Source organism: Micromonospora sp. L32 (assembly GCF_052068055.1).
In the GTDB taxonomy this organism is placed as follows: Bacteria; Actinomycetota; Actinomycetes; order Mycobacteriales; family Micromonosporaceae; genus Micromonospora; species Micromonospora purpureochromogenes.
Window position 1 is genome coordinate 311346 of sequence record NZ_JBQHDD010000006.1, and the last position, 24810, is coordinate 336155.

At 73.5% G+C, this 24810-nt stretch carries 20 protein-coding genes; 10 read left to right on the top strand and 10 right to left on the bottom strand.

Annotated elements, in window-relative coordinates; all coding sequences use genetic code 11:
- Positions 1–109: 109 nt before the first annotated feature.
- On the top strand, positions 110–1549 hold the full coding sequence (locus tag ACTMTB_RS18800; protein WP_377604555.1) for a GuaB1 family IMP dehydrogenase-related protein: 1440 nt from the start codon (positions 110–112) through the stop codon (positions 1547–1549).
- A gap of 114 nt (positions 1550–1663) precedes the next feature.
- Here the strand turns inward: ACTMTB_RS18800 and ACTMTB_RS18805 are convergent, their stop codons facing one another.
- Positions 1664–2209, bottom strand: coding sequence for a TetR/AcrR family transcriptional regulator (locus ACTMTB_RS18805; protein WP_441147294.1), 546 nt, complete (start codon positions 2207–2209; stop codon positions 1664–1666).
- A gap of 91 nt (positions 2210–2300) precedes the next feature.
- On the opposite strand from ACTMTB_RS18805, the gene ACTMTB_RS18810 reads away from it, so the two are divergent.
- From ACTMTB_RS18810 to ACTMTB_RS18820, 3 genes are all read left to right on the top strand, one after another.
- Positions 2301–2822: a MarR family winged helix-turn-helix transcriptional regulator gene (locus ACTMTB_RS18810; RefSeq protein ID WP_441147631.1), complete on the top strand. Its 522-nt coding sequence runs from the start codon at positions 2301–2303 to the stop codon at positions 2820–2822.
- On the top strand, positions 2816–4549 hold the full coding sequence (locus tag ACTMTB_RS18815; protein ID WP_441147296.1) for an ABC transporter ATP-binding protein: 1734 nt from the start codon (positions 2816–2818) through the stop codon (positions 4547–4549). Before ACTMTB_RS18810 ends, ACTMTB_RS18815 begins: the two co-directional genes overlap by 7 nt.
- 125 nt (positions 4550–4674) lie before the next feature.
- Positions 4675–6618 (top strand): ABC transporter ATP-binding protein, encoded by a 1944-nt coding sequence (locus ACTMTB_RS18820; RefSeq protein ID WP_441147632.1) that lies wholly within the window; start codon positions 4675–4677, stop codon positions 6616–6618.
- Positions 6619–6623: 5 nt separating this feature from the next.
- Here ACTMTB_RS18820 and thrS read toward each other — a convergent pair whose 3' ends face one another.
- Entirely contained in the window at positions 6624–7865 is a 1242-nt protein-coding gene (gene thrS, locus ACTMTB_RS18825) for a threonine--tRNA ligase (protein WP_441147298.1), read from the bottom strand.
- A 526-nt stretch (positions 7866–8391) separates the two neighbouring features.
- Between thrS and ACTMTB_RS18830 the strand changes: the two genes are divergently transcribed.
- Together ACTMTB_RS18830 and ACTMTB_RS18835 are read left to right on the top strand one after the other, a co-directional pair.
- The gene (locus tag ACTMTB_RS18830) at positions 8392–8997 is read left to right on the top strand and encodes a DedA family protein (protein ID WP_441147300.1); all 606 of its coding nucleotides are present in this window, start codon (positions 8392–8394) and stop codon (positions 8995–8997) included.
- A gap of 349 nt (positions 8998–9346) precedes the next feature.
- Positions 9347–10000, top strand: a complete 654-nt coding sequence (locus ACTMTB_RS18835; RefSeq protein ID WP_441147302.1) for a DUF998 domain-containing protein — start codon at positions 9347–9349, stop codon at positions 9998–10000.
- Here the strand turns inward: ACTMTB_RS18835 and ACTMTB_RS18840 are convergent.
- Complete coding sequence (locus ACTMTB_RS18840; protein ID WP_350796437.1) at positions 9978–11381, bottom strand: NAD(P)H-quinone dehydrogenase; 1404 nt, start codon at positions 11379–11381, stop codon at positions 9978–9980. The genes ACTMTB_RS18835 and ACTMTB_RS18840 overlap by 23 nt on opposite strands.
- 106 nt (positions 11382–11487) lie before the next feature.
- Here ACTMTB_RS18840 and ACTMTB_RS18845 point away from each other — a divergent pair, with 106 nt between their 5' ends.
- Positions 11488–11943, top strand: coding sequence for a gamma-glutamylcyclotransferase (locus ACTMTB_RS18845; protein ID WP_441147304.1), 456 nt, complete (start codon positions 11488–11490; stop codon positions 11941–11943).
- A 72-nt stretch (positions 11944–12015) separates the two neighbouring features.
- Here the strand turns inward: ACTMTB_RS18845 and ACTMTB_RS18850 are convergent, their stop codons facing one another.
- The 4 genes from ACTMTB_RS18850 to ACTMTB_RS18865 form a co-directional block, all read right to left on the bottom strand.
- Positions 12016–12978, bottom strand: coding sequence for a GNAT family N-acetyltransferase (locus ACTMTB_RS18850; RefSeq protein ID WP_441147305.1), 963 nt, complete (start codon positions 12976–12978; stop codon positions 12016–12018).
- A 180-nt stretch (positions 12979–13158) separates the two neighbouring features.
- Complete coding sequence (locus tag ACTMTB_RS18855; protein WP_441147634.1) at positions 13159–13908, bottom strand: SCO6745 family protein; 750 nt, start codon at positions 13906–13908, stop codon at positions 13159–13161.
- Positions 13909–13939: 31 nt separating this feature from the next.
- Positions 13940–14881, bottom strand: coding sequence for a hypothetical protein (locus tag ACTMTB_RS18860; protein ID WP_441147307.1), 942 nt, complete (start codon positions 14879–14881; stop codon positions 13940–13942).
- A 5-nt stretch (positions 14882–14886) separates the two neighbouring features.
- Positions 14887–15516 carry an MBL fold metallo-hydrolase gene (locus tag ACTMTB_RS18865; RefSeq protein ID WP_441147308.1) on the bottom strand — a complete coding sequence of 210 codons (630 nt, stop codon included), beginning with the start codon at positions 15514–15516 and terminating at the stop codon, positions 14887–14889.
- A 120-nt stretch (positions 15517–15636) separates the two neighbouring features.
- Between ACTMTB_RS18865 and ACTMTB_RS18870 the strand changes: the two genes are divergently transcribed.
- On the top strand, positions 15637–16599 hold the full coding sequence (locus tag ACTMTB_RS18870) for a DUF4349 domain-containing protein (protein WP_441147310.1): 963 nt from the start codon (positions 15637–15639) through the stop codon (positions 16597–16599).
- On the opposite strand, the gene ACTMTB_RS18875 is transcribed toward ACTMTB_RS18870, so the two are convergent.
- Both ACTMTB_RS18875 and ACTMTB_RS18880 read right to left on the bottom strand, forming a co-directional pair.
- On the bottom strand, positions 16556–17815 hold the full coding sequence (locus tag ACTMTB_RS18875) for an amidohydrolase (RefSeq protein WP_441147312.1): 1260 nt from the start codon (positions 17813–17815) through the stop codon (positions 16556–16558). The two genes, ACTMTB_RS18870 and ACTMTB_RS18875, sit on opposite strands and share 44 nt — an antisense overlap.
- A 614-nt stretch (positions 17816–18429) precedes the next feature.
- Positions 18430–20013 carry an acyl-CoA mutase large subunit family protein gene (locus tag ACTMTB_RS18880; protein WP_441147313.1) on the bottom strand — a complete coding sequence of 528 codons (1584 nt, stop codon included), beginning with the start codon at positions 20011–20013 and terminating at the stop codon, positions 18430–18432.
- A gap of 195 nt (positions 20014–20208) precedes the next feature.
- On the opposite strand from ACTMTB_RS18880, the gene ACTMTB_RS18885 reads away from it, so the two are divergent.
- The gene (locus tag ACTMTB_RS18885) at positions 20209–22278 is read left to right on the top strand and encodes a protein kinase domain-containing protein (protein WP_441147314.1); all 2070 of its coding nucleotides are present in this window, start codon (positions 20209–20211) and stop codon (positions 22276–22278) included.
- Between the two features lie 49 nt (positions 22279–22327).
- Positions 22328–23995 carry a phospho-sugar mutase gene (locus ACTMTB_RS18890; protein ID WP_441147316.1) on the top strand — a complete coding sequence of 556 codons (1668 nt, stop codon included), beginning with the start codon at positions 22328–22330 and terminating at the stop codon, positions 23993–23995.
- A gap of 96 nt (positions 23996–24091) precedes the next feature.
- On the opposite strand, the gene ACTMTB_RS18895 is transcribed toward ACTMTB_RS18890, so the two are convergent.
- On the bottom strand, positions 24092–24769 hold the full coding sequence (locus ACTMTB_RS18895) for a GOLPH3/VPS74 family protein (RefSeq protein ID WP_441147318.1): 678 nt from the start codon (positions 24767–24769) through the stop codon (positions 24092–24094).
- Positions 24770–24810: the final 41 nt, after the last annotated feature.

The following is a 24810-nucleotide window of genomic DNA, read 5'->3' on the forward strand; positions in this document are numbered from 1 at the left end:
AGTCATATGCCCGGTCGCCGCGACACGCCGACGCGACACCCACCATCGGCGGGGGTGGTTTGGGCCACCAGCGGCGGCGGATGGGACCGCGAGCAGGAATGATGGCCGGGTGCGGTTCCTTCATGGCGCGGTCCCCGCGCACGACCTGACCTACAACGACGTCTTCATGGCGCCGGCCCGCTCCGAGGTGGGCTCGCGACTCGACGTCGACCTGGCCACCGGCGACGGCACGGGCACCACCATCCCGCTGGTGGTCTCCAACATGACGGCGGTGTCCGGCCGCCGGATGGCGGAGACCGTCGCCCGGCGCGGCGCGATCGCGGTCATCCCGCAGGACATCCCGATCGAGGTGGTGGCCAACGTCGTCGCCTGGGTCAAGCAGCGGCACCTGGTGCACGACACGCCCATCACGCTCGGCCCGACCGACACCGTCGGCGACGCCATCCACCTGCTGCCGAAGCGGTCGCACGGCGCGGTGATCGTGGTCGACGAGGCGGGCCGCCCGCTCGGCGTGGTCACCGAGGCCGACACCGTCGGCGTGGACCGCTTCGCCCAGCTGCGGCACGTGATGTCGACCGAGCTGCACACCGTGCCGGCGGACGCGGACCCGCGTACCGGCTTCGACCGGCTGTCGGCCGGGCGGCGCCGGCTGGCTCCGGTGGTGGACGCCGACGGCCGGCTGATCGGCGTGCTGACCCGGCAGGGCGCGCTGCGCGCCACCCTCTACCGGCCGGCCGTGGACGACCGGGGCCGGCTGCGCGTCGCCGCCGCCGTCGGCATCAACGGCGACGTGACCGGCAAGGCGGAGGCGCTGCTGGCCGCCGGGGTGGACACCCTGGTGGTGGACACCGCGCACGGCCACCAGGAGCGGATGATCTCCGCGCTGCGGGCGGTACGCAAGCTCGATCCGGCGGTGCCGGTGGCGGCGGGCAACGTGGTCACCGCCGAGGGCGTACGCGACCTGGTGGAGGCGGGAGCCGACATCGTCAAGGTCGGCGTCGGTCCGGGTGCCATGTGCACCACCCGGATGATGACCGGCGTGGGCCGGCCGCAGTTCTCCGCGGTGCTCGACTGCGCGGCGGCGGCCCGGGCGCTCGGCCGGCACGTCTGGGCCGACGGCGGCGTGCGGCACCCCCGGGACGTGGCGCTGGCGCTCGCCGCCGGGGCGTCCAACGTGATGATCGGGTCGTGGTTCGCCGGCACCTACGAGTCCCCCGGCGACCTCTACACCGAGCCGGACGGCCGCCGGTACAAGGAGAGCTTCGGCATGGCCTCGGCGCGGGCGGTCAGCGCGCGTACCGCCGAGGACAGCGCCTTCGACCGGGCCCGCAAGGCGGTCTTCGAGGAGGGCATCTCCTCGGCCCGGATGTACCTGGACCCGACCCGGCCCGGCGTCGAGGACCTGATCGACGAGATCATCGCCGGGGTGCGCAGCGCCTTCACCTACGCGGGCGCCCGCAACCTGGACGAGTTCCACGAGCGCGCGCTGGTCGGCGTGCAGAGCACCGCCGGCTACACCGAGGGCATGCCGCTGCCCACCAGCTGGTGATCAGCCCGCCCGACGCGGGCGGTTGACCTCGGTCGCGGCGTGTCGCGGTGTCCGGGTGACGGGACACCGCGACTCGCCGCAACCGGGGTGGATCATCCCGGGCGGCGGTCGCGGTCACTCGAAGAGGCGGCGGATGACCGCGCGGGCGGTCTGCTCGGGGTCCCGGCCGGCCTCGGGCGGCAGGGCGCCGGCCAGCCAGAGGGTGGCGAACCCGTGCACGATCGACCAGGCGGCCAGGGCGTCCCGGTCGGGCTCGGCGGCGGGCAGGGCGGCCAGTCCGCCGCGCAGCACCGCGCGGGCCCGGTCCCGGGCGGTCCGCACCTCGGCGTCGTCGCCCCGGTAGAGGTCCGGCTGGAACATCACCTCGAAGTGGGCCCGGTGCTCGACGGCGAACCGGACGTAGGCCACCCCGACCTCCAGCAGGTCGTCGCCGGCCCCGCCCAGCTCGTCGGCGAGGCGGTCGTACCCCTCGACGGCGAGCGCGGTGAGCAGACCGGCCTTGTCGCCGAAGTGGTGGGCCGGGGCGGCGTGCGACACGCCGGCGCGGCGGGCCAGGTCACGCAGGCTCAGTGCGGCCGACCCGGACTCCTCGATCGCCTGGACCGCCGCGTCGAGCAGGGCCCGCCGCAGGTCGCCGTGGTGGTAGCCGCGCGTCGTCATGCCGGGCAGCATAACTTTCCAACGACAAGATGCAATGTCGGATATTAGTTTGGCCCCTGACGATCCGGGGGCTAACGTCAGCACCGTGCATATGGAACCCCTGGCCCGATTCCCGGACGCGCTGCGGAGCGTGCCGATGGGGCGGCTGGTCTCGGTCGCCGGCCACCTGGTCAACCAGCGCTGGGGTCGCTACCTGTCCGAACACCACGGCCTCACGACTGCCGGGATGCGGGTGCTGTTCACCCTGTCCCACACCGGCGAGACCACCCACCGGGACGTCGCCGAGCGCTGCTTCGTCCGGCCCGCCACCCTGACCGGGATCGTCGACACCCTGGAGCGCGACGGCTTCGTCGAGCGGCACCGAGCGGGTGCCGACCGCCGCACGGTGCAGCTCGCCCTGACCGACAAGGGACGCGAGCACGTGCAGGCCCTCTTCGACCTGATCCACAGCGACACCCCGCTGACCTCGGTCGACGCCGACCCGGCGAAGAAGGCGGTGATCCGCGAGTTCCTGACCGAGTTGATTGTGACCATGTCCGACGGGGAGGACACCAGGTTGAACCCGGCAGACCAGGAATCCGACGAGGCGAGACCGGGAGGCCGCCCGTGCTGATCCGCCTACTGCGCGATCACCTTCGCCCGTACCGCCGGCCACTGGCCGGGGTGGTGCTGCTCCAGTTCGTCGGCACGATGGCCTCGCTCTACCTGCCGAGCCTCAACGCCGACATCATCGACCAGGGCGTGGCCCGGGGCGACACCGACTACATCATGCGTACCGGCGGCTTGATGCTGCTGGTCAGCCTGGTCCAGATCGCCTGCTCGGTGGCCGCCGTCTACTTCGGCGCGCGGACCGCGATGGCCTTCGGCCGGGACGCCCGGGCCGCCATCTTCACGCAGGTCAACCGCTTCTCCGCCCGGGAGGTCGCCCGGTTCGGCGCACCCTCGCTGATCACCCGCAACACCAACGACGTGCAACAGGTGCAGATGCTCGTGCTGATGGGCTGCACCATGCTGGTCGCCGCGCCGATCATGTGCGTCGGCGGGGTGGTGATGGCGCTCCGGGAGGACCTCGCGCTCTCCTGGCTGATGCTGGTCTGCGTGCCGGTGCTGGCGATCGCGCTGGGCCTGGTCGTCCGACGGATGGTGCCGGGATTCCGGGAGATGCAGACCCGGATCGACACGGTCAACCGGGTGCTGCGCGAGCAGATCACCGGCATCCGGGTGATCCGGGCGTTCGTCCGCGAGCCGTACGAGACGGACCGGTTCGGCGTCGCCAACGCCGACCTCACCGCGACGGCGCTGCGGGTCGGCCGACTGATGGCCCTGATCTTCCCGGTGATCATGCTGGTGCTCAACGTCTCCAGCGTCGCGGTGCTCTGGTTCGGCGCGCAGCGGGTCGACGCCGACCAGATGCAGATCGGCGCGCTGACCGCGTTCCTGCAGTACCTGATGCAGATCCTGATGGCCGTCATGATGGCCACCTTCATGCTGATGATGGTGCCGCGCGCGGCTGTGTGCGCCGAGCGGATCGTCGAGGTGCTGGACACCGAGTCGTCGGTGGTGCCGCCGGCCGATCCGCTGATCGCGATGACCAGGCGCGCCGAGCTGGAGCTTCGCCGCGTCGCCTTCCAGTACCCCGGGGCGAGCGCTCCGGTGCTGCACGACATCTCGTTCCGGGCCGAGCCGGGCCGGACCACCGCCATCATCGGGTCCACCGGCGCCGGCAAGACCACCCTGCTCACACTGATCCCCCGGCTGGTCGACCCGACCGCCGGCGCGGTGCTGGTCGACGGGGTGGACGTGCGGCTGCTGGAACCGAACGAGGTGTGGCGCCGGATCGGGCTGGTGCCGCAGCGGCCGTACCTGTTCAGCGGAACGGTCGCCAGCAACCTCCGGTACGGCAACCCGGACGCCACCGACGAGGGGCTGTGGCGGGCGCTGGAGATCGCCCAGGCGCGGGACTTCGTGGCCGAGATGCCGGGCGGGCTGGACGCCCCGATCGCCCAGGGCGGCACGAACGTCTCCGGCGGTCAGCGGCAGCGGCTGGCGATCGCCCGGGCGCTGGTCCGCCAGCCGGAGATCTACCTCTTCGACGACTCGTTCTCGGCGCTGGACGTCGGCACCGACGCCCGGCTGCGGGCGGCGCTGCGGCCGGTCACCGCGGACGCCGCCGTGGTGATCGTGGCCCAGCGGGTCTCCACGATCGTCGACGCCGACCAGATCATCGTGCTCGAGGACGGCGGCGTCGTCGGCACGGGACGGCACGAGGAACTGCTGGTGAGCTGCCCGACGTACGCCGAGATCGTCGCGTCCCAGCAGACGGCGGAGGTGCCGGCGTGAGCGAGCCCGACGAGCGGACCACGCAGGCTGGTGACGGCCGGGCGCCCGTACCCGAGCAGAAGGCCCCGGAGGGACGGACGCCGAAGCGGCTGCCCCCCGGCGGCCAGCGCGGCGGTCCGCCGTGGATGGGCGCCGCGATGCCGGCCGAGAAGTCGATGAACTTCGGTCCGTCGGCCCGGCGCCTGCTCGGCCGGCTGCGGCCGCACCGGCTCCAGCTGGCCGCGGTGATCACGCTCGCCGTGGCGAGCATCGGGCTCAGCGTCATCGGGCCGAAGCTCCTCGGCCACGCCACCGACCTGATCTTCAACGGGGTGATCGGTCGGCAACTGCCCGCCGGGACCACCACGGAGCAGGCCGCGGCGGCGGCCCGGGCCGCCGGCAACGACAACTTCGCCGACATGCTCGCCCGGATGGACGTGGTGCCGGGCGCCGGGATCGACTTCACCGCCCTCGGCCGGGTGCTCGTCCTGGCCCTGGTGCTATACCTGGCCGCCAGTGTGCTGATCTGGTGGCAGGGGTGGCTGCTCAACGGGGTGGTGCAGCGGACCGTGCTGCGGCTGCGCGCCGAGGTGGAGGAGAAGCTCCACCGGCTGCCCCTGCCCTACTTCGATCGGCAGCCCCGGGGCGAACTGCTCAGCCGGGTCACCAACGACATCGACAACATCTCGCAGACCCTGTCACAGACGCTCAGCCAGCTGCTCACCTCGCTGCTGACCGTGATCGGCGTGCTGGCGATGATGTTCTGGATCTCGCCGCTGCTGGCGCTGGTCGCCCTGGTCGCGGTGCCGCTGTCGGTGATCGTCACCCAGCGGATCGCCAAGCGGTCGCAGCGCAGGTTCATCGCCCAGTGGCGGCACACCGGTGAGCTGAACGGCCAGATCGAGGAGGCGTACACCGGTCACGAGCTGGTCAAGGTCTTCGGTCGGCAGCCCGAGGTGGAAGCCGCCTTCCACGCGAAGAACGAGGAGCTGTTCCGAGCCAGCTTCGGGGCTCAGTTCATCTCCGGGATCATCATGCCGGCGATGATGTTCGTCGGGAACCTCAGCTACGTCGCGATCGCCGTGGTCGGCGGGCTGCGGGTGGCCTCCGGGACGATGAGCCTCGGCGACGTGCAGGCGTTCATCCAGTACTCGCGGCAGTTCACCCAGCCGCTCACCCAGATCGCCTCGATGGCGAACCTGCTCCAGTCCGGGGTGGCCTCCGCCGAGCGGGTCTTCGCAGTGCTCGACGCCCAGGAGCAGAGCCAGGACAGGGTTGCACCGTCCCGGGTCACCGGCAGGGTCGAGTTCGCACACGTCTCCTTCCGGTACGACCCGGAAAAGCCGCTGATCGACGACCTGTCGCTGGTCGCCGAGCCGGGTCACACCGTGGCGATCGTCGGCCCGACCGGCGCCGGCAAGACCACCCTGGTCAATCTGATCATGCGCTTCTACGAGCTGGACGCGGGCTGGATCACCCTCGACGGGGTGGACATCACCAGCATGCCCCGGGATGAGCTGCGCAGCCGGATCGGCATGGTGCTCCAGGACACCTGGCTCTTCGGCGGCACCATCCGGGACAACATCGCCTACGGCCGGCCGGACGCGACCGAGGAGGAGATCCTGGCCGCCGCCCGGGCCACCTTCGTGGACCGCTTCGTGCGCAGCCTCCCGGACGGGTACGACACCGTCATCGACGAGGAGGGCAGCAACGTCAGCGCCGGCGAGAAGCAGCTCATCACGATCGCCCGGGCGTTCCTGGCCGAGCCGTCGCTGCTGATCCTCGACGAGGCCACCAGCTCGGTGGACACCCGCACGGAGGTGCTGCTCCAGCGGGCGATGGCGGCGCTGCGCTCGGACCGGACCAGCTTCGTCATCGCGCACCGGCTCTCCACCATCCGCGACGCCGACCTGATCCTGATGATGGAGCACGGCCGGATCGTCGAGCAGGGCACCCACGAGCAGTTGCTCGCCGCGAAGGGGGCCTACCACCGGCTGTACCGGTCGCAGTTCGTCGGCGCGCTGGTGGACGACGAGGGCGACGGGGCGGCCCCCCGGACCCCGTCGGTCCAGGGGGCGCTCTCCTCATGATCGGCTCAGGCGGCCGCCGGCAGCAGGTCGGTCGAGCGGGCGGCGACCACCGCTCCGACCAGCCCCACCGCGTCCGCGACCGGCATCGGGGCCAACCCCCGGCCGTCGCGCAGGCGCAGCGAGACCGACCCGTCGGCCGCCTCCCGGGCGCCCACCACCCCGACGTACGGCACCCGGCGGTGGGCGGCGTCGCGGATCCGGGCGCCCAGCGAGCCACCGGCGTCGACCTCGGCCCGCAGCCCGGCGGCGACCGCCCGGCGGGCGAGCTCGGCCGCCGCCCCCGCCTGGCCGGCGTCCACCGGCAGCAGCACCAGCTGCACCGGGGCGTACCAGGGCGGGAAGGCGCCCTGGTGCACCTCGATCAGGTAGGCGAAGAGCCGTTCCATGCTGCCGACCAGGCTGCGGTGCACCATCACCGGCCGCCGCCGGGCGCCGGACGCGTCGGTGTACGACAGGTCGAACCGCTCCGGCTTGTCGAAGTCGAGCTGGACGGTGGAGAGGGTGGACTCCCGCCCGGCGGCGTCGACGATCTGAATATCGATCTTCGGGCCGTAGAAGGCGGCCTCGCCCGGGGCCTCGGTGAAGTCGACCCCGTCGAGCGCCGCGCGCAGCAGTTCCTCGGCCCGCGCCCACTGGGCGTCGTCGCCGACGTACTTCTCCCCGGGCCCGCGCAGCGACAGCCGGAACCCGGCCGGGCGGACGCCGAGCGCGACGTGCGCCTCGCGGATCAGCCGCAGGATCTCCCGCACCTCCTCGCCGACCTGGTCCAGTGCGCAGAAGTTGTGCGCGTCGTTGAGCGAGATGGCGCGGACCCGGGACAGGCCGCCCAGCACGCCCGACCGCTCCGCCCGGTACATCCCGCCCAGCTCGGCGATGCGCAGCGGCAACTCCCGGTAGGAGCGGCCGCGCGCCCGGTAGACCAGCGCGTGGTGCGGGCAGAGCGCCGGCCGCAGCACGAACTCGTCGTCGGCGCTGAGCCGCAGCGGCGGGAACATGTCGTCGGCGAAGTAGCCGAGGTGCCCGGAGAGCGCGAACAGCTCCCGTTTGCCCAGCGACGGCGAGTAGACGTGCTGGTAGCCCGCCCGTCGTTCCAGGTCGCGGACGTACTCCTCGACCGCGTGCCGGGCGGCGGCGCCGGCCGGCAGCCAGATCGGCAGCCCGGCGCCGGCGAGCGGGTCGGAGACGAACAGGTCCAGCTCCCGGCCGAGCCTGCGGTGGTCGATCATGTCGCTCTCCTTGCGGGTCATGACCCGGGAGCGACCTCGCCACGGACGCCGCGAAGCCCCGGGGCGGATCGCCCCGGGGCCTCGTCGACGTCGAACGTCAGTGCGGCGCGCCGGGGTTTCCCGGCGTCGTGGTCACCACCGCGCTGCGCATGCCCCGACGGTACGGTCCCGGCGCGCGGCGGTGCCAGCGCATTTCCGGCTCGCGACGCCGGCCGCCCGGACGGGCGTCGGGGTGAACTGAGAAAGGGGGCGGGTCGCCGGCACGGGACCTGCCGGCGACCCGCGGCGGCCGGCTCGTCAGGAACGGGGGGCCCGACGCGCGTGCGGCCGCGCGCCGACAACGGTACGCCGAGGAGCGGGGATCCGCCGTCCGCATCCCGCCCGGATTCGACCCGTTCCGCCCGTCACCCCCGACCGAACTGCGTCGTTGTACCCAAGTGGCCCTGTCGTGTCCACCGTCACCACCGGCCGGGCCTGTCCCCGGTGACGGCGGACACGCCGTCAGGCTCGGGGGATCTGATCGGCCTTGACCGGCGAGGTGGCAGTCGTGCTCGAACTTCTCACTGACGTCGCCTCGCCGACGTGGGCGTACGTCGCACTGCTCGGCCTGCTGATCGCCGACGCGTTCGTGCCGGTCATCCCGACCCAGGTCGTGATGATCACCAGCGGCGCGCTGACCGTCTACGGCGGGCTCAGCCTGCCGGTGACCATCGGCGTCGGGGCGCTCGGCGTCTTCGCCGGCGACCTGGCCTGCTACCTGCTGGGCCGCAGCGCCCCCGACCGGCACGCGCCCCGGCACGCCGAGCCGAGCCGGGCCCGCCGGATGGCCGGCCGGGTGACCCGGGGGCTGCGCCAGCCGGGTCCGCTGGTCATCCTGCTCTGCCGGTTCGTGCCTGGCGGCCGGATGGCGGCCTGCTTCTCCGCCGGCCGCAGCAGGTACCCCTACCGGCTCTTCCTCTTCTACGAGGGCGCCGCGGCGACCGGATGGGCGGCCTACGGCGGGTTGGTCGGCCACCTCGGCGGCACGGCGCTGACCGAGTCGGCCTGGCGGCTGGCGCTGATCGCTGCCGCGGCGGCGGCCGGGTTCGCGGCGGCGGGTTGGGCGATGACGCTGGTCAGTGCCCGCACCCGCGGCGAGGTACCCGTCGACTGACGCCCGCCCCGCTCGGTCTGGGCGCGGCGCCCCTCACTGCGCGGCAACCCTGTCACTGCGCGGCGCCCCTCACCGCGCGATGCCCCTCACCGCGGCGCCCGTTACCGCGCGGCGCCCTGTTTCGGCGGGGGTACCCCTTCGGCGCTGTGGAGCTGATGACGTCAACGGATCGCCCGGTGGGTGGCGTGAGTCGTTGGTGTCATCAGCTCCACAGCGTCGAGCGACGGGGTGACCTCCGCACCGGCGGACCGTCTCCCCCCACTGACCCGGCACTAGGGGTGGACCCCGGCCGCGATCTCGGTGGGCGTCCCCGATCCGCTTCGGGTCGCTCCGGCGACAGGCTGGCGGCATGCCCACGACCCGGAACCTTGGCCTGGTGGCCCTCGGTGCGATCGCCCTGGCGGCGTTGCTCACCGTGATCGGCCACCTGGAGGTGAACGACGACCTGAATCCCTGGTCGCTGACCGTCAGCGACTTCGCCGTGTCCGACCGGGGCGGCGTCATCGACGTGGCGATGGTCGCGCTCGCGGTCGCCGCCGCCGTGCTGGTCCCCGCCCTGCGCCGCGTCCGCCGGTCCCGGACCGTCGGCGAGCTACCGCTCGCCGCCGCGGCCGGCGGGCTGTTGCTGGCCGCGGTGGTGCCCACGAACGAGCCCGGCCTGCCCATGGACGCCGCCGCCTACCTGCACCGGTACGCCTCCGTGGTGACCTTCGTGGCGCTGCCGGTGGGTGGCTGGCTGCTCGCCCGGCGGGACGCCCTGCCCGGGACCGCGCCCTGGCTGCGCGCCCTGGCGCTGGTCAGCCTCGCGCTCGCCGGGGCCATGATCTGGTCGGCCTACCCGGGCGACCGGCTGCTGATCGGGCTCGCCGAGCGGCTGCTGATCCTGGTCGAGGTGGGGCTGCTCGCGGTCGTCGCCACCGCCCTGGTCCGCCGGGGACCGGGCAGCGCCGGGCCGGCGGGCCGGCCCGGCGACCCGGGACTCACTCCAGCTCGTGGAGCATGAGCTGGCGGGCGGCCTCGGTGATCGACCCGGACAGCGACGGGTAGATCGTGATGGTCTGGGCCAGCTCGTTGACGGTGAGGTTGTTCTCCACCGCCATGGTGATCGGCAGGATCAGCTCGCTGGCCTTGGGCGCCACCACCACGCCGCCGACCACCTGGCCGCTGGCCGGGCGGCAGAACAGCTTCACGAACCCGTCGGCCAGGTCGTCCATCTTCGCCCGGGCGTTGCCCGACAGCGGCAGCATCACCTGGCGGGCGGGCACCTTGCCGGCGTCCACCTCGTCCTGGGAGACGCCGACCGTGGCCAGCTCCGGGTCGGTGAAGACGTTCGCCGCCACGGTACGCAGCCGCAGCGGCCGGACCGCCTCGCCGAGCGCGTGCCACATCGCGATCCGGCCCTGCATCGCGGCGACGCTGGCCAGCGGCAGCACTCCGGTGCAGTCGCCGGCGGCGTAGATGCCGGGGACGTTGGTGCGCGAGACCCGGTCGACGGTGACGTAACCGCCCCGGGCCAGCTCGACGCCGTACTCCGCCAGCCCCAGGTCGGCGGTGTTGGGGATCGAGCCGACGGCGATCAGCGCGTGCGAGCCGGCCACGAGCCGACCGTCGGAGAGCTGAACCTCGACGCCGTCGTCGGTGCGGCGGACCGCGTCCGCCCGGGAGTTGTTGAGGATGGTCATGCCCCGGTTGCGGAACACCCGCTCGATGGCCATCGCCGCGTCGGCGTCCTCGTGCGGCATGACCCGGTCCCGGCTGGAGACGAGGGTGACCTGGACACCCATCGCCAGGTAGGCGCTGGCGAACTCCGCGCCGGTGACGCCGGAACCGACCACGATCAGGTGCTCGGGCAGCTCGGGCAGGTCGTACACCTGCCGCCAGGTCAGGATCCGCTCGCCGTCGGGCACGGCGGTGGGCAGCTGGCGCGGGGTGGCCCCGGTGGCGACCAGGACGGTCGACGCGGCGATCGACTGCTCGGCGCCACCGTCGGCCGGGGTGACGATCACCCGGTGGGTGTGACCGAGCGTGTCCTCGCCCAGCCGGGCGGTCCCGGCCACGAAGGTCACCCCGGCCTTGACCAGCTTGGTGTGGATGTCGTCGGACTGGGCCAGGGCGAGCCGCTTCACCCGCTCGTGGACCGCGCGGGCGTCGACGGTGACCGCCTCCAGCCCGTCGGAGTGCACCCCGAACTCCTCGGTGTCCCGGTAGCCGGTGACCACCTGTGAGCTGGCGATGAACGTCTTCGACGGGACACAGTCCGAGAGCACGCAGGCGCCGCCGGCCCCCTCGGCCTCCACCACGGTGACGTCGGCGTCCAGCTGCGCGGCGACCAGCGCCGCCTCGTAGCCGGCCGGTCCCCCGCCGATGATCACGATCCGGCTCACAGCGCACGCCCCTCGTCGATGTTCACAGTGACTTTCTTCTCCCGAACGTGTCCGACACGCACCGTCGTATTCTCCCCCACCCGCCCGCCGGGCTATCGTCATCGCCGTGCGTCACTACGCCGCCTACGGCTCAAACCTGGACCCCGCCCGGATGCGCGCCTACTGTCCGCATTCGCCGATGGTGGGCACCGGCTGGCTGGAGGGCTGGCGGCTGACCTTCGCGGGCGAGGACGTGATCGGCTGGGAGGGCTCCGTCAGCACCGTCGTCGAGTCCCCGGGCGACCGGGTCTTCGTGGCGCTGTACGACATCCACCCGTACGACGCCGCGCAGCTCGACGAGATCGAGGGCGTGACCGCCGGCACGTACCGCAAGCTGCACGTCCGCGTCTCGACCCTGGACGGCGACGTCACCGCGTGGATCTACGTCTTCGACGGGTACGAGGGCGGCCTGCCGACCTCCTGGTACCTGTCGGAGATCGCGAACGCGGCCGAGAAGGCGGGCGCGCCGGACGACTACGTCACCGAGCTGCGCTCCCGCCCCACCGGCACCGCGTCGGCGTAGCGCGTATCGCACGCCTCCAGTCTGCTCCCGACGCCACGGACCGTCACCGCCGGCCCCGGGCGGCGTCGTCCATCACACACCGGCGGCGGGGACGATCCGCTCGTACATGTCGGTCCAGCGCACCTCGACCAGCCCCACGGAGCGGTAGAGGGTCACCGGGGCGGTCGGGTTGGTCAGGTCCACCCCGAGCCCGGCGGCGGCGCGGCCCTTGGCGGCGTAGCCGGTGAAGGCCCGCCACAGCAGCGCCGCGCCCACCCCGCGCCGCCGGTACGCGGGCAGCACCGACAGCGTGCGGACCCAGCCCATGTCCTGATCCAGCGCCTGGTCGGAGGATTGCAGCGCGCCGGCCGGCTCGCCGTCGACCTCGGCCACGAACCACTCGTCCCAGACCTTGCCGGACGCCGGGATCTGCTCCCGCCAGCGGTCGAAGCCGACCGGCTCGTAGTCCGGGGTGTCCCGGAAGGCGGTGTCGAAGATCCGGTGGAACAGGCGCAGGTCCGCCTCGTCGTCGGCGCGCAGCGGGCGGACGGTCACCCCCGGCGGGGGCGGCGACTCGGCGGGGAGCCCGGCCAGCGAGCGGGTCATCCGCACGTACCGCTTGACCCGGGTGAAGCCGGCCTCGGTCAGCTCCGCCGCCCAGCGGGTCTCCGGCGGAAAGACGGTGGACCGGACGGTCAGCGCGGGCAGGTCCCGCTCGGCGGCCCGCTCGGCGACCCGGTCGAGCATCCGGGCCAGCAGCGGGGCGCGCAGGTCCGCGCCGCGCTCCGGGTCGACGTAGACCTCGACGAAGTCGCGGCCCACCCCGGTCGGGTTGTCCACCGCCGTCCAGGCGACGACCGTTCCGTCGGGGTCGGTGACCAGCCAGGAGTCGCGGGCGGGGTCGAAGAAGGGAGCGGTCAGCGCGGCCCGGACGTCCTCGGCGTCGAAGTCCGGGTAACCGACGGCGAAGGTGTCGGCGGCGTGCACCACGGCGAGGATGGCGGGAACGTCGTCGAGGGTGGGGCGGCGGGCGGTCCAACCGGCGGGAAGCGTCACGGCGCGATCCTGGCAGGGCGGGCGGGTCCGGCGCCGCCGGTTTTTCCCGCCGCGTGATCCACTCGCTTTGCGGCGTGTCGCGGTGTCCGGCCCGCACGACACCGCGACACGCCGCAAACGGGGGTCGATCACCTGGCCCCGCGGTCGACCGCCCGCCGGAGACCCGGACACCGGCGGCGGTCAGCGCGCGGGGGCGCCGGCCAGCAGGGCCCGGGTGGCGGTGAGCAGTTCCACCAGCTCCGTGCCCTCCCCCGGGCGCAACGTGCGGAAGGCGGTGGAGGTCAACCGGTCGGTCATCGCCTCGGCCCAGAGCCGCCGCCGCACCAGCGGGCCGACCGGCGGGTACGGCGGCGACCAGCCGCAGGCCGACGCGCCGGCCTCCCCCTCCGGCCCGGCGAGCACCGCCTCCAGCGGGGTCATCCCGGCCGCCCGCACCGCCAGCAGGTACGCCCCGGTGAAGTGCTCGCGGAGCAGCAGCAGCGCCACGGCGGCGCGGGCGCCGGCGGCGTGCTGCGGCACCGGCATCGCCCGCCAGGCGGCGAAGAGCGGCATCCCGGTGGCGTCCGCCGCGGCGACCACCCGCTCCAGCAGCACGGCCAGCCGGGGCACCCCGGGCAGGTCGTCCAGGTGCTGGGCGCCCCAGCGGCAGCACTCGGCGAGGTTGGCGTTGGCCACCTCCAGCGGACGGACCACCCGGGCGGCGGCGTCCCAGCCGTCGGCGACCGCGTCCGGGGCGATGAAACCGACCGCGGCGGCGACGGTCTCCGCGCGGACGTCGCCGAGCGCGCCGGCCCGCCCGGTGATGTAGAAGGCCCAGCCGGAGATGCCCAGCAGCCGTGCCCGGCGCAGCGTCCCCGGGCAGCGGCTGAACAACTCGCCCAGTTCGAGCACGGCGGGCTTGCTGGCGGCTGCCACCTGTTCCGGCGTCATCCCGACCGCCCGCTGCACGCATCCATCGCGCTCAGTGTGCCTCGCCGTCGCCGGAGGCGACATCCTCCTCTTCGGCGTCCAGCGCCTCGATCGCCGCCTCCACCTCGCCGGTGCGGCGACGCGCGGCGGTGAGCGACCGTTCGGCGGCCCGGCGGGCCAGTTTGGACCGGCTCAGCTCCTGCTCGGCGGCGGCCCGGCGACGCTCCAGTTCGGCCAGTTCGGCTTCGATCTCCTCGAGCGCGGCGCCGCCGTCCCGCTCGGCCGCCGCCGCGCCGTCGAGGTCCTTCTCCGCCCGCCCCTGTTCGGTACGCGCCGACGCCAGCTCCCGTTCCAGCGCCCGGCGCCGCTTCGCGCGCTCGGCCCGGGCGGCCCGCTCCGCCGCCCGCTCGTCGCGCGCCCGGCGCTCCCCGGCCCGCTCCGCCGCCCGGTCCGGTGCCCGTGGCGGCTCCTCCGCCCCACCGGTGACGAGCCGCAGCTGCGGCCGGGGCACCTCGCCGAAGCCGGCGTAGTGGACGGCCCGCAGCAGGGTGCCGGCACGGACCTGCTCGGCCACCTCGGCATCGGCGAGCGCCGCGTTGAGGGTGGCCTCCACCTCGCCCAGCGGGAGCTTCCCGGCGGACGGGGCGTCCCGGTTCCGGGCCGCGATCCGGCGTACCTCGGCGACCAGGGCGGCGACGACCGCGCGCCGCTGGGCGGAGAGCTCGCGCAGCTTCGGCCCCTTGAGGTCGCGCTGGGCGGTGCGCAGCGCGTCGGCGAGCTGGGCCAGGTCGGCGACCAGTTCGGGGCGTTCGAGGGCGAGCAGGTTGACCAGCCAGGCCGCCACGGTGGGGCGCTTGAGCCGGGCGATCTCGCGGGCGCCGGCGGCGTCACCGGCCCGGCGGGCCTCGGCGACGGCGGCGTCCCGGGCGGCGACGAACCGGTCCGGGGGCGTGCGGTACAGCCGCTGGACCAGGTCGGAGGGGAGCGCGGGCACGGCTTTCAGGCGTCGATCCGGCTGCCCGGTTCCAGCCGCCGGTAGTCGGTCCCGGACAGGGCCGTGTACTGCCGGTCGAGCACGGCGAGCCCGTTGTCGTTGAGGTAACCGTCGTGCAGGGCGTACGCGCGGCGCGGCGCGACCGCCCGGATGAAGTCGAGCACCTCGGAGAACTTCGACCAGGGCGCGTGGATCGGCGCGAAGAGGGTGTCCACCTGGACGTCGTCCGGCACGAACAGCGCGTCTCCCGGGTGGTAGACGACGTCGTTGAACAGGTATCCGATGTTCTCCACGACCGGGATGTCGGGGTGGATGACGGCGTGCCGGCCACCGTGGGCGCGGACCGGCACGCCGGCGGCGGTGAAGGACTCCCCGGGGTTGACCACGGTCAGCACCTCCGCGGCGTCACCCAGGACGCCGGCGAGCGAGGCCGGGCCGTGGACGGTGAACGGGCGGCGGTCCAGCGCCCGGGTCAGCGCCTCCACGTTCACGTGGTCCGGGTGCTCGTGGGTGATCAGCACCGCGTCCACCCCGTCCAACGCCGCCGGCTCGCTGACCACGCCGGGGTCGACGACGAGCACCCCGCCGTCGTGCTGCAGCCGTAGGCAGGAGTGGGAGTACTTGGTGAGCTGCATACGTGACTCCTCGATTATCGAATCGTGACGTCCTCAGCGCAGTCTGCCGGAACCGGCGCGGTGTCGCGTCGCGTCCGAGCTATCGCCCCGGGACCGGGGTAGTCAGAGGACGGAGCGGGGATGGACAGACAGACGACACGACGCCGGGGCAGGGCCCTGGCGGCGCTGGGGCTGGCGGCGTTGCTGCTGGCCGGTTGCGGAGCGGCGGACCGCTCGACCTCGACGGGTGACTCGGCGGCCGAGGCCCCGGCCGGCGGAGCGCCGGCGGGTGGGGCGGCCGAGCAGGGCAAGGCCGGCGCGGGCGCGCCGGACCTGCGGGTGGACCAGCGATCGATCATCTACACCGGAACGATGCGGGTGCAGGTGGACGACGTCGAGGGCGCCGCCCGTCGGGCGGTCGCCGCGGTGGTCGCGGCCGGCGGGTTCGTCGGCGGCGACAACCGGCGCAGCGTGGCCGCCGACGCCGAGGCGGAACTGGAGCTGCGGGTGCCGGCGGCGAAGTTCACCGCGCTCATCGACGAACTGGCGACGTACGGCAAGCAGCAGCGACGGGAGGTGAAGACGCAGGACGTCACCGAGGAGACGGTCGACCTGGACGCCCGGATCGCCACCCAGCGGGCCCGGGTGGACAGTGCCCGCAAGCTGCTGTCCCGGGCCACCTCGATCCCGGAGCTGGTGTCGCTGGAGGACGAGGTGTCCCGGCGGGAGGCCGACCTCGCCTCGCTGGAGGCGAAGAAGCGTCGGCTGGCCGACCTGACCGCGCTCTCCACGATCACGGTGACGTTCGTCGGGCTGGACGCCTCGACCGCCGAGGAGGAGACCGAGACGGGCTTCATGGTCGGGCTGCGCGGCGGCTGGAAGGTCTTCGTGGCCTCGATGACCATCCTGCTGACCGTGCTCGGGGCGGTGCTGCCCTGGCTGCTGGCGTTCGGCGTACCCCTGGTGGTGTTCCTGGCGGTGCTGCGCCGGCGGCGTCGGGGGCGGCCCGCGCCACCGGCACCGCCCACCACGCCGGTCGGCGCACCGCGTCCGCCGATGCCTACCGCACCGCCGCCAGTGCCCGCAGCGCGGTCTGGACCATGAGGCGCACCCCGGCGGGAATGGCCCGCTCGTCGACGTCGAACGACGCCCGGTGCAGGTCCACGTTGGGCCCGGACCGGCCGACGCCGAGGCGGGCCAACGCGCCGGGGACGTACTCCAGGTACCAGGAGAAGTCCTCGCCGCCCATGCTCTGCGGCGTCTCGGCGATCCCCTCGGGGCCGAGCGCTGCGGCGGTGGCGGCGGTGAGGACCCCGATGGCGCGGGCGTCGTTGCTCACCGGCGGACGGCCGCGCAGGTATTCCAGGTCGACCGTGGCGCCGGTGGGCGCGATGACGTCCCGGACCACCTGAGCGACGATCTTGGGAGCCAGCTCCCAGGTGTCGCGGTCCATCACCCGCAGGGTGCCCGAGGCGCACGCCTCGGACGGGATGACGTTGTACCGGGTGCCGGCCGAGGCGTGGCCGAACACCAGCAGCAGCCCGCTGTTGGCCGGCACCCGCCGACTGACCAGCGCCGGCACCTCGGTGACCAGCCGGCCGAGCGCGTCGACCAGGTCGACCGTCAGGTGCGGCCGGGCGGTGTGCCCGCCCGGGCCGGTGAGCCGGACGGTGACGTTGTCGGCGGCGGCGGTGATCGGGCCGACCCGCAGGCCGACCTTGCCCACCGGCAGGTTGGGGTCGCAGTGCACGGCGAAGATCTGGACCACGTCCTCCAGGCCGCCGGCCTCGATGACCTCCAGCGAACCGCAGGGCAGGATCTCCTCGGCCGGCTGGAAGATCAGCCGCACCCGGCCGTCGAGCTGGCCGGCGTCGGCGAGCTGGGCCAGCAGCATGCCGACGCCGAGCATCACCGTGGTGTGCACGTCGTGGCCGCAGGCGTGGCAGACGCCCTCCACCGTGGACTTGTACGACACGTCCTTGACGTCGGTCAGCGGCAGCGCGTCGATGTCGGCGCGCAGCGCGATGACCGGCCCGTCGGGGCGGCCGTCGATGTCGCAGATGACCCCGTTGCCCTTGGGCAGCAGCCGCGGGTGCAGGCCGGCCAGGGAGAGCTCCCGCGCGATCAGCGCCGCCGTCTCGAACTCCTCGCCGGAGAGCTCCGGGTGGGAGTGGATGTGGCGACGGGTGGCGATGAGGCCGGGTACCCGCAGGGCGAGCAGATGGTCGAGCTCGTAGGGCAGGGGCTGGGACCCGGATGGCGCCTCCGGCCAGGACGACGCCAGCTGGCTGCCGTTCGGCAGCGTCAACGCACTCGTCACGTCGAATTCTCGATCACTAGGAATGGACGGATCATCGGGGAGGACAGCAGACAGCCTAGACCTCCGACGGTGACGCTGGGCAACCTCGTTACGGTAGTGATCGGACCGCACAGCGTCACGTAAGCCCTGGTGAGAGGGCTCGAATATCTGCGGGACAGCAGGTAGATCGCGTTCGAACGCCGTCATCTGCCCCACCCCTCCTACAACGCGTAACCGATTGGGCGGTCGCGAAATCGGCATCGATCCGGGGCCGTCGTTCCGAATTGTCGCATTAGTCGCCGCAATTAACTGCCGCTCGGACAATTAACCGACGACAGCCGGCGACCAGGCGACTCCCGACGGTGACACGATCGTCCCGCGCGCGGCCGGACACGCTGTCCGTCCCGTTCACCCGTCCGGGTTACCCAGGAACCCACGCGGCACACGCCCGCCCGGAAGGCCACGCTGCCCGGGCGCCCACGGGAGCCTCGAGGAGCTCCGTGCCGCACCGGGTACCTGCACCGACGGTAGCTCCGGCGGGGCAGCCCTGACGACCCCTGTCGACCCCGACCGCATACGACAACGGCCCCCGCCGGCGCCCGGGGCACCGGCGGAGGCCGCCGTTCACGCGCTGGTCAGAAGCGGTCGCTGGGCTGGTATCTCCCCCAGACCTGGCGCAGCGTCCCGCAGACCTCGCCGACCGTGGCCCGGGCCCGCAGCGCCTCCTTCATCGGGTAGAGCACGTTCTCGGTGCCCTCGGCCGCCGCGCGCAGCTCCGCCAGGGCCCGCTCCACCGCGCCGTTGTCCCGCTCGGCGCGCAGCTTCGCCAGCCGAGACGCCTGGGCCGCCTCGATCGCCGGGTCCACCCGCAGCGGCTCGTACGGCTCCTCCTCGTCGACGGTGAAGCGGTTGAGGCCGACCACCACCCGCTCGCCCGAGTCGATCTCCTGGGCGATCCGGTACGCGGACTGCTCGATCTCGCGCTTCTGGAACCCCGCCTCGATGGCGTCCACCGCCGAGCCGTGGTCGGCCACCCGGTCCATCAGCTCCACCGCCGCCGCCTCGATCTCGGCGGTCATCGCCTCCACCACGTACGACCCGGCGAACGGGTCCACGGTGGCGGTCAGGTCCGTCTCGTACGCCAGCACCTGCTGGGTCCGCAGCGCCAGCCGGGCGGCCTTCTCGGTGGGCAGCGCGATCGCCTCGTCGAAGCTGTTGGTGTGCAGCGACTGGGTGCCGCCGAGCACCGCGCCCAGCCCCTGCACCGCGACCCGGACCAGGTTGACCTCGGGCTGCTGGGCGGTGAGCTGCACGCCGGCGGTCTGGGTGTGGAAGCGCAGCATCATCGACTTCGGGTCCTTGGCGCCGAAGTCGTCGCGCATCAGCCGGGCCCAGATCCGCCGGGCGGCGCGGAACTTCGCCACCTCCTCCAGCAGCGTCGTCCGGGCGACGAAGAAGAACGACAGCCGGGGCGCGAAGTCGTCCACGGCCAGCCCGGCCTCCAGCGCGGCGCGGACGTACTCGACGCCGTTGGCCAGGGTGAACGCGATCTCCTGCGCGGGCGTCGCGCCGGCCTCGGCCATGTGGTAGCCGGAGATGGAGATGGTGTTCCACTTCGGCACCTCCTTGCGGCAGTAGCCGAACGTGTCGGCCACCAGCCGCAGCGAGGGCTTCGGCGGAAAGATGTACGTCCCCCGGGCGATGTACTCCTTGAGGATGTCGTTCTGGATGGTGCCGTTGAGCGCGGAGCCGGCGACCCCGGCCTCCTCGGCGACGAGCTGGTAGAGCAGCAGCAGCACCGAGCCGGGCGCGTTGATGGTCATCGAGGTGGAGACCTTGTCCAGCGGGATGCCGTCGAAGAGCATCCGCATGTCCTCGATCGAGTCGATGGCCACCCCGACCTTGCCCACCTCACCGTGCGCGATCGGGTCGTCGGAGTCGTAGCCCATCTGGGTGGGCAGGTCGAAGGCGACCGACAGCCCCATCGTGCCGGCCCGCAGCAGCTGGTGGTAGCGGGCGTTGGACTCGGTGGCGGTGCCGAAGCCGGCGTACTGCCGCATGGTCCACGGGCGGGACGTGTACATGGTGGGGTAGACCCCACGGGTGTACGGATACTCCCCCGGGCCGCCCAGTCGGGTCTCCAGCTCCTCGGGGAGGTCGGCCGCCGTGTAGACGCCCTTGATGGGGAAACCGGACTCGCTGGACCGCCGTTCGCTCATCACCGGATGGTAGGACGCGCGAGCGTGTCGATGGGTGAGGGATAGCGCACACCCCGGTCGACGGCAGGTGAGCGCGCGGGCACATACGGTCCGGTAGGCAAAGGTGCGCCGCGTCGGGTTTCGCATCGGGCGTCGGAACCAGCAAGATAGGGGGGTTGTGTCCCAGCCCCCTCGATATCCCCCGGTGGCTTTTCTGTGACTCAGATCCCAACGTGGAGCGGCGGACCGGTCAGTCCTCCCAACGGACGCGCGGCACCCGGCACGATCATCGGTGGCCGCTACTCGCTGCGGTCCGCGGTGGGCAACGGCGGCATGGGCACGGTCTGGCGTGCCACCGACACGCTGCTGCGGCGCGACGTGGCGGTCAAGGAGGTCGTCCTGCCCCCGGGGCTGGCCCCCAGCGACCGTGACTCGATGTACGAGCGCACCCTGCGCGAGGCCCGCGCCGCCGCGGCCATCCAGCACCCGGCCGTGGTCCAGGTGTACGACGTGGTCACCGAGGGTGGCCGGCCGTGGATCGTGATGGAGCTGCTGGACGCGCGCAGCCTCGCCGACATGGTGATCGAGGACGGGCCGGTCGCGCCCCGCGCCGTCGCCAAGATCGGCATCGCGCTGCTCGGCGCGCTGGAGGTGGCGCACGCCAACGGTGTGCTGCACCGCGACGTGAAGCCGGCCAACGTGCTGATCTGCACCGACGGCCGCTGCGTGCTGACCGACTTCGGGGTTGCCCGGATGCCCACCGACGTCCAGCTCACCACCCCGGGGATGGTGCTCGGCTCGCCGCACTTCATCTCCCCCGAGCGGGCCATGGGCCAGGAGTTCGGCCCGCCGAGCGACCTGTTCTCCCTCGGCGTGACGCTCTACACCGCCGTGGAGGGCCGGCCGCCGTTCGACAAGGGCGACCCGATCGAGACCATGCACGCCGTGGTCGAGGACCCGCCGGCCACGCCGCAGCGCAGCGGGCCGCTGACCCGGGTCCTGATGGGCCTGCTGGAGAAGGACCCGGGCCGCCGCCTGGACGTGCACACCGCCCGGGCGATGCTCCGCGAGCTGCTCGCCGGGCCGCTGACCAGCACCGCCACCGCGGTCAACTCGGTCACCGACCCGTACGCGGTGGTCCCGGTGCAGCGCCCGTCGACGCCGCCCCCGGCGGCCGAGCCGGAGCCGAAGCCCAGCGGGCAGATCGGCGGCCGGGCCATGCTGGCTCCCGACGAGTCGCTGACCGACCGGCTGGCCGCGCTGCGCCGGGGTGAGCGGCCGAGCCCGGCCGCGTCCGCCGCCGGGCTCGACGACACCAGCGCGGACGCGCTGGCCGGCCCGCTGCACACCCCGACCGGTGCGATGCCGTCGGCGGGCCGCCCGCCGGGCACCACGTACGGCGGGGCGCCGGAGGCCACCCAGCGGTTCAGCACCGGGCACCCGGACACGACCCAGCGCATCGGCGGCCACCCGGACACGACCCAGCGGATCGGCGGTGGGCGCTCCGACGCCACCCAGCGGATCGGCGGCCACCCCGACGCGACCCAGCCGGTGTACGGCGGGGGCCAGTGGTCGGTGCCGGGCACCGGCCAGTCGTGGACCTCACCGACCACCGCGCCGGCCGGGGCCACCGGCGGTGGGGCGCTCGACAAGGTCCGGGGCACCGGCGGCAAGCTGGTCGCAACGGTGCAGGGCTGGCCCCGCAAGCTCCAGCTCGCGGCGGCCGGCAGCCTGGCGGTGGTGCTGCTGATCGGCATGATCGCGATGTTCAGCGGCGGCGACGAGGAGCCCGGTACGCCGACGCAGGTCCAGCCGAGCGCGCCCGCGGCCGGCGGCGAGCTGCCCGAGATGCAGGAGCACAACGCCAGGGGCGTGCGGGTGATGGTGCCCAAGGGCTGGAAGAAGGCGACCGGCGGCTCCTACGTCGACTACGTGGACCCGCAGGACGACGGTCGCAAGGTCCGCATCCTCGCCGAGAAGTGGAAGGGCACCCCGACCCGGTGGGCGGAGAGCGCCCAGAACTTCCTGCAGACCAGGAGCACCAGCTGCGGGGACCCCTACGAGCAGGTCGCCATGGACGAGCAGGACACCGCCGGCAAGCCGGGTGTCCAGTTCGAGTACACCTGCGGCGAGGGCGACGCCAAGCGCCACGGCGTGTGGCGGGGCGTGCTCAGCGACGGGAAGATGTACTCGTTCTACCTCTCCGCCACCGATGCCACGTTCGCCGAGAGCAAGCCGATCTTCGACGAGATGGTGAAGTCGTTCCAGCTCACGGCGGCCAGCTGAGTCGAGGCCACCGGGGCGTGGTGATCCGCCGCCGTGCTATCCATAGGCAATGGCGGCGGAAACCACTGACCTTGACGACATTCGCGACCGGGCCCGGCGTTGGCTCGACGACGATCCCGACCCGGCCAGCCGGGACGAGCTCCGGGCGGTGCTCGACCGGCTGCCGGCGAGCGCGCCGGAGCTGGCCGACCGGTTCGCCGGGCCGCTGACCTTCGGCACCGCCGGGCTGCGCGGCCCGCTGCGCGCCGGCCCCAACGGCATGAACCTCGCCGTGGTCACCCAGGCCGCGGCCGGGCTGGTCGGCTGGCTCGCCGCCCAGGGCGGCGAGGGTCCGCTGGTGATCGGGTACGACGCCCGGCACGGTTCGCGGGAGTTCGCCGAGCGCACCGCCCAGGTGGCCACCGGCGCGGGCCGGCGGGCGCTGCTGCTGCCCCGGCCGCTGCCCACCCCGGTGCTGGCGTACGCGGTCCGGCACCTCGACGCGGTCGCCGGGGTGATGGTCACCGCCAGCCACAACCCGCCGCAGGACAACGGCTACAAGGTCTACCTGGGGGCCCAGCTCGGTGGGGCGCTCGGCGCCGGGGCGCAGATCGTGCCGCCGGCCGACGCGGGGATCGAGTCGGCCATCCGGGCGGTCGGCCCGCTGGCCGAGGTGCCGCTCGGCCCGGCCGGTCAGGTGCTCGGCGACGACCTGGTGGCGTCGTACGTCCAGCGGGCCGCCGAGGTCGTCGCGCCGGACGGCCCGCGCGACCTGGCCGTGGCGTACACGCCGCTGCACGGGGTCGGCGCGGCGGTGCTGACCGCCGCCTTCGCCCGGGCCGGCTTCCCGGTGCCCGGGGTGGTGCCGGAGCAGGCCGAGCCGGACCCGGCCTTCCCGACCGTGAACTTCCCCAACCCCGAGGAGCCGGGCGCGGTGGACCGGCTGGTCGCGCTCGCCGACTCGACCCGCGCCGACATCGCGATCGCCAACGACCCGGACGCGGACCGGTGCGCGGTGGTCGTCCGCGACGGTGGGACGGGCTGGCGGATGCTGCGCGGCGACGAGGTGGGCGCCCTGCTCGCCGACCACCTGATGCGGCGCGGCGTCACCGGCCTGTACGCCACCACGATCGTCTCGTCGTCGCTGCTGCGGGCGATGTGCGCGGCGCGGGGCCTGCCGTACGACGAGACGCTGACCGGGTTCAAGTGGATCGTCCGGGCCGGTGGCGGGGCGCACCCGCTGGTCTTCGGGTACGAGGAGGCGCTGGGCTACTGCGTCGCCCCGGAGCACGTCCGTGACAAGGACGGCATCACCGCCGCGCTGACCGTCGCCGAGCTGGCCGCCGGCCTCAAGGCGCAGGGCCGGACGCTGACCGACCGGCTGGACGAGCTGGCCGCCGAGTTCGGCGTGCACCACACCGACCAGCTCTCGGTACGGGTCGACGACCTGCGGGAGATCGCCACCGCGATGGCCCGGATCCGGGCGGCCACCCCAACCACCCTGCTCGGGCAGCCGGTCAGCGAGGCGGAGGACCTGCTCCCCGCCTCCGACGTGGTGATCCTGCGCACCGACGCCGCCCGGGTCGTGATCCGCCCCTCGGGCACCGAGCCGAAGCTCAAGGCGTACCTGGAGGTGGTCGAGGCCGTCGTCGACGGCGACGTCCCCGCGGCCCGCACCCGCGCCCACACTGCGGTAACCACCCTCCGCACCGAGATCGCAACGGCCCTCAACCTCTAACCCCCGGACCAACCGTTGATCATGAAGTTGGCGGCAAGGAGAGCGTTTTCCGGCACCGCCAACTTCATGATCAACGCCGGCTGGGCGGGGCGGGGGTCAGGGGCGCTTGCCGAGGGCCTGGTCTACGGCCTGGGCGAGGGCGGCGACGACCAGGCCGACGGAGGGGCGGACGACGGAGTCGTCGAGGCTGACGTTGCCGGCGAAGCCGGCGCTACCGGCGATCTCCTCCAGCCGGCGGCGGGCGTCGACGGCGGCGTCGCCGCTCAGGCCGAGCGCCGGCTCCATCCGCAGCACCGCGACCAGGGTGGCCAGCGCGGCGGTCCGCTCGTCGGGCAGCTGCCCGCCGGCGAGCGCCTCGGCCAGCCGCCGCCGGCTGTCGTCCTCCACCGAGGCGTCCGCCACCGGGTAGCGGTGCACCACGATGAAGCCCAGCTCGGTCTCCTCGACGTCCCGGACCACGCCCCGGGCGACCAGGTCACCGAGGATCCGGTCGCGCAGGCCGTGCCGCAGCCGCTGCACCCAGGAGGACGGGCTGTGCGGGGTGTCGGCCGCCATCCGGCCGAGCACCCCGTCGATGATCGGCTCGCCGACCGGCGTCGGGTCGGTCACCGTCAGGGACCCGTCGGCGTACGCGATCCGCCCGGCCAGGGCGAGCTCGACCAGGACGGCGGCGGCCATCCCCAGGTCGAGGCTGATCCGGGGCATGGTCGCCCGGCCCGTCTCGTCGTCGTACGCCAGCAGCAGCAGCTCTTCGGCGAGCGCAACACCAGTCATGGCCCGAGACGGTAGCGGTTGCGCGCACACCCGCGCGCCGA